This window comes from Gammaproteobacteria bacterium (assembly GCA_013696315.1).
Taxonomy (GTDB): Bacteria; Pseudomonadota; Gammaproteobacteria; order JACCYU01; family JACCYU01; genus JACCYU01.
This window is the reverse complement of record JACCYU010000110.1, coordinates 1-4,968: the sequence shown is the minus strand read 5'-3', so window position 1 is coordinate 4,968 and position 4,968 is coordinate 1. Positions and strand designations below refer to the sequence as shown.

The 4,968-nt window shown below is 62.6% G+C and carries 6 protein-coding genes; 4 read left to right on the top strand and 2 right to left on the bottom strand.

Translation table 11 applies throughout. From position 1 onward, the window contains the following. From H0V34_06875 to H0V34_06860, 4 genes are all read left to right on the top strand, one after another. Positions 1-402, top strand: a 402-nt coding sequence (locus H0V34_06875; protein MBA2491429.1) for a phosphoribosylformylglycinamidine cyclo-ligase, incomplete at its 5' end; no start/stop codon positions are given. 26 nt (positions 403-428) lie between these two features. Next, positions 429-1,073: a phosphoribosylglycinamide formyltransferase gene (gene purN / locus H0V34_06870; GenBank protein MBA2491428.1), complete on the top strand. Its 645-nt coding sequence runs from the start codon at positions 429-431 to the stop codon at positions 1,071-1,073. Further along, positions 1,061-1,783, top strand: coding sequence for a DUF3108 domain-containing protein (locus H0V34_06865; GenBank protein MBA2491427.1), 723 nt, complete (start codon positions 1,061-1,063; stop codon positions 1,781-1,783). The genes purN and H0V34_06865 overlap by 13 nt, the downstream gene beginning before the upstream one ends. A 25-nt stretch (positions 1,784-1,808) precedes the next feature. Beyond that, positions 1,809-3,014 carry a hypothetical protein gene (locus H0V34_06860; GenBank protein ID MBA2491426.1) on the top strand — a complete coding sequence of 402 codons (1,206 nt, stop codon included), beginning with the start codon at positions 1,809-1,811 and terminating at the stop codon, positions 3,012-3,014. A 9-nt stretch (positions 3,015-3,023) separates the two neighbouring features. Here the strand turns inward: H0V34_06860 and pmbA are convergent, their stop codons facing one another. Together pmbA and tldD are read right to left on the bottom strand one after the other, a co-directional pair. Beyond that, positions 3,024-4,367 carry a metalloprotease PmbA gene (pmbA, locus tag H0V34_06855; protein MBA2491425.1) on the bottom strand — a complete coding sequence of 448 codons (1,344 nt, stop codon included), beginning with the start codon at positions 4,365-4,367 and terminating at the stop codon, positions 3,024-3,026. Positions 4,368-4,508: 141 nt separating this feature from the next. Further along, the coding region (tldD, locus tag H0V34_06850; GenBank protein MBA2491424.1) for a metalloprotease TldD at positions 4,509-4,968 on the bottom strand (460 nt) is incomplete at its 5' end.

The window sequence follows — 4,968 nt, the reverse complement described above, 5'->3', positions numbered from 1 at the left end:
ACCTTGGGCGACGCACTCATCGCGCCCACACGCATCTATGTGAAAACCCTGTTGCCGCTGTTGAACCGCGGCCTGAACGCCCGAAGGATTCACGCACTCGCCCACATTACCGGCGGCGGCATCACGGAAAACCTGCCGCGCGTACTGCCGGCGGGTTGCCATGCCCGCATCGATACCCGCGCCTGGCCGCGTCCGGGGATATTCAACTGGCTGAAGACGCAGGGCGGCGTTGCGGAACAGGAGATGCTGCGCACCTTCAACTGCGGCATCGGCATGATCGCGATTGTGCCCGCCGGCCAAAGCACCGCCGTCATCGACCATTGCGAGCGTGCCGACATCGCGGCCTGGGCGATCGGCGCGGTAATCGCGGGCGACGGCGAGCCACAGGTTGTTTATCAGTAATCGTGAGCAACACCAACGCGTCGCCCATCGTCGTGCTCGTGTCCGGCCGTGGCAGCAATCTGCAGGCAATGATTGACGCGCAGGAGCGCGGTGAGATCTCGGGCGAAATTCGAGCGGTAATAAGCGACCGTTCGGACGCTTATGCGCTCACCCGCGCCCGCGAGGCCGGCATCGCTGCCGAGGCGCTCGAGCCCGGGCGCTTCACTGACCGCGCAAGCTATGATCGAGAACTCCTGGCGCGCGTCGAAGTTTATCGCCCGGAGCTGATCGCAATGGCCGGCTTCATGCGTGTCCTAAGCCCCGAACTCATCGCCTGGTTTCAGGGGCGCATGCTCAACATCCACCCTTCCCTGCTGCCCGCGTTTCGCGGCCTGAACACGCACCGGCGCGCGCTGGCGGCCGGTGTCGCGCAGCACGGCTGCAGCGTGCATTTCGTCACCAATGAATTGGACGCCGGTCCCGTGGTGGCGCAGGCGCGGGTGCGGGTCGCGCCGGACGACGACGAGGAAACGCTGGCCGCGCGCGTGTTGCGGCGCGAACATGTCATTTATCCTCAGACTGTGCGCTGGTTCTGCGAAGGGCGCCTGATGTTCGCAAACGGCGCGGCGTGGCTCGACAGTTCGCCGCTCGCCAGACCCGTGATGCTCACGGAGTGTCAATGCGAGATCTGACCACGGCGCTGCTGGGCATGATGTGCGCGATCGCCCCCCTCTCCTTATATTCCGCGGGTCCTCAGGTACCGGACTTCAGCGCGCGCTATGTCATCAAGAAAGCCGGACTGAACGTCATCGCCACGACCATCAGTTTGACGCGCGGGCCGGAAAACATTGTGTACCGTTCCGCGGCCGAACCGATCGGTATGGCCTCCTGGTTTTTTGGCGACCACAGAATTTATGAGCAGGCTGTGCTGGAACAGGTGGACGGGCAGGTGATCCCGCTGAGCTACCGCTACACGCACCATGGCAGCGACGAGAATCGCAACGAATATTATTACTACGACTGGGCGGGCCGCGTCGCGCGGACCAACTACCGCGGCACACCACGCACGTTCAGAATTCCGGACAGAACGCTGGACAACTTTTCGCTGCAGCTGGCGCTGATTCAAGACGCCCGCAACGGCCGCAAGACCATCACCTACCCCGTGATCTCGAAAGGCGAACTAAAAACTTACACCTTCGCCAACCTTGGACGCGAGACAATCGAGACGCCGCTGGGCGAGTTCGACACCATCAAGCTGGAACGCCGCAAGGACGACGCGGAAAACACCACATACACCACCTGGTACGCGTCCGAACTCAACTATCTGCCAGTGCAGGTCGAAAATCGCGAGGATGGCGACGTGGTGTTGAGCCTGCTGCTAGACGAAGTGGCATGGCGCTGAGCGGAGATTGCCAAGGCGATTATGTGTGCGGCCACTCGATAATGCGTTCGATTCCGCGGCGCCCTCTATAGCATCTAGAAAGACAAGGACGGCTCTGCTGTGGCTTGGCGCGATCGCGGTGCTGGCGGGCTGCGCGGCGCCCCCGCCCGAACTGCCCCAGCGCAAATTACCGGTAAAAGGCGAGCTGGCGGGTCAGTCGATCGAGACCACCGTCGATTCGCGAAGCGCGCGTTATTACCTTGAACATCACATTGCCGGCGAACGAACCGGTTCCGAACTGGACGCGCGCATCGCGGTAGCCGAACATCGCACAAGGCGCGCGGACTTCACCCGCGAGCACTTGAGTAAACTGTCAGAATGCTTCTCAACCGACTTCGCCACCCTGCTGTTCACCCGGCAACTGCTCAGACACGATCGTAACCGGCGCCTGCATCGCGCCCTGCAACGCGAAACGGACCGGCTGATTCGCGGGGACGCCGCGGACAAGCCGCTGCCCGAAGCCAGCGATCCCCATTACATGCTGCTGTTCGCGCCCGGCTGGTTTTACGCGACTACCGATTCGGGCGCCGACTTCGCCCGCCAGCGCGAGACCTTGACCCGCATGGGCTACGACACGCGGCTGATCGAAACGCAGGAAAACGGCGCGGTAGAGGACAACGCCGCTATCATCGCCGACACGATCAGGCGATTCAGTCGCAAAGCGCGCGACATAATCCTGGTCAGCGTGAGCAAAGGCGGGCCGGAGGCGGCGTTCGCGCTGGGCCATCTGCTTGCACCGCACGAGGCACGCCGCGTCAGCGCCTGGATTAACGTCGGCGGCCTGCTGCGCGGCACGCCGCTGGCGGATCGCGCCTTCGAGTGGCCGAGAAGCTGGCTGGCGCGACCTTATTTTCTGTACAAGGGCTGGGATATGGCTGGTGTTGCGAGCCTCACCGGGCGACGAAGCGATGCGCGTCTGCGGCAGATTCGCATGCCGGCGCATATTTTAGTGCTTAACTACATCGGCGCGCCGCTATCGGGGCAGGTGATGCCCGGCCGCACGACCGATAACTATCGATCGATGCGCCACCTGGGCCCAAACGACGGCCTGACCCTGCTGGTCGATGTACTCGCGCTGGACGGGGTGACCCTGGTCGAGCCAGGGCTGGACCATTACTTCCTCGATCCGCTGCTCGATCTTAAAACCGCGGCGCTGGCGCGGGTGGTGATCGATAGGCTGGAAAAGCGCTGATAACAGCGCTCAGGCGCCGGCGATAGTCATGCGCTCGATCAGAATGGACCCGCTTCGGATATTGCCGCGCTTGTCCATGTCGTTGCCGACGGCCTGGATGTGCTTAAACATCTCTTGGAGATTGCCGGCGATAGTGATCTCTTCCACCGGATACTGAATCTCGCCGTTCTCTATCCAGAAGCCAGTCGCGCCGCGCGAGTAATCGCCGGTCACCGGATTGACGCCGTGGCCGATCAGCTCGGTCACCAGCAGACCATCGCCCATCTCCGCCATAAGCCCTAGCAGATCGTGTGCGCCCGGTTCGATAATCAGATTGTGTACGCCGCCGGCGTTGCCCGTGCTCTGCAAACCCAGTCGCCGCGCCGAATAGCCGGCGAGTACGTAGCCCTGCAGTACGCCGCCACTGATCAGATCGCGGGACTTTGTCGCCACGCCTTCGTTGTCGAACGGCGCGCTGCCCATCGCGCCTTTCAGATGCGGCTGCTCGTGAATGTGCACGAACTCCGGGAACACTGGCTTGCCGACCTGATCGAGCAGAAACGACGCCTTGCGATACAGGGCCCCGCCACTAATCGCGCTGATGAAGTGTCCGAGCAGACTGCGCGCGACACTGGCCTCGAAGATCACCGGCACCTGACGAGTGCTTAACTGCCGGGAATCCAGCCGCCGCAGGGTGCGCTCGGCGGCGATGCGGCCCACGGTTTGCGTGGAATCCAGTAACGCGCTTTCGCGCGCCACGGTATACCAGTAGTCGCGCTGCATGTGACCATTCTGTTGGCCGATGACCGCGCAGCTCATCGAATGGCGGGTGCCGCGATAGCCGCCGATAAAGCCGTGACTGTTGCCGTACACGGACATGCCGCGCAGCCGGCTGACGCTCGCGCCTTCCGAATTGGAGATGCGTCGGTCCACCGCGCGCGCCGCTGCCTCGCAGGCTATCGCCAGCTCCACCGCCTGCTCGGGGGTCAATTCCCATGGATGGTCCAGGTCCAGATCGGGATAATCGCGGCTGATGAGGTCGGGGTCGGCAAGTCCCGCGCACTCGTCTTCGGCGGTGTAACGCGCGATGCGGCAGGCGGCTTCCACGGTCTCCCGCATGACCTCCGGCCGCAGGTCCGAGGTACTGCTGGAACCCTTGCGGGTGCCGAGATAAATGGTGACACCCAGGCCCTGATCCTTGTGATGTTCCAGGGTCTCAACGTCGCCCATGCGCGCAGTCACGGACAAGCCGGAATCCACGCTCACGTCCACCTCGACGCTACTGGCGCCCTGGTGTTTAGCTTCTTCGAGCGCCTGCGCGGCCAGGCTTTTGAGGTCGTCAAGGCCGCGTTGCGTGGTTTGAAGCTGGCTCATATAGCGCTCGCAAAGGCGGCAGGGCGCAACGCAATGCTTAAGCGGATGATCCGCAGTTCATGATTGATCTTCAAAGTAAAACCTTTACGTCTCGGCAGCTTTGCACGAAATTTTACACTGGAACACCACGCGATCGTCGCGTTAACCCGTGCCGCCGACGGTGAGCCCGTCGATGCGCAAGGTCGGCTGCCCCACGCCAACCGGCACGCTCTGGCCTTCCTTGCCACAGGTACCGACGCCTTCGTCCAGTTGCAGATCGTTGCCGACCATCGACACTCGCGTCAGCACATCAGGACCGTTCCCGATCAGCGTCGCGCCCTTGACCGGATGTGTGAGCTTGCCGTTCTCTATCAGATACGCCTCGGAAGCCGAAAACACGAACTTGCCCGAAGTGATATCTACCTGACCGCCGCCGAAGTTGACGGCATAAAATCCTTTATCCACCGAAGCGATAATCTCCTGCGGATCGTGGTTGCCCGCCAGCATGTAGGTGTTGGTCATGCGCGGCATGGGCAGGTGCGCGTACGACTCGCGCCGACCGTTGCCGGTAGAGCGCACGCCCATCAGCCGCGCGTTGAGCTTATCCTGAATGAAGCCGGTC

Excerpts from the sequence above, each read along its gene's own strand:
- pmbA (MBA2491425.1), bottom strand. The coding sequence starts at position 4,367 with ATGAGCCAGCTTCAAACCACGCAACGCGGCCTTGACGACCTCAAAAGC.
- H0V34_06865 (MBA2491427.1), top strand. The coding sequence starts at position 1,061 with ATGCGAGATCTGACCACGGCGCTGCTGGGCATGATGTGCGCGATCGCC.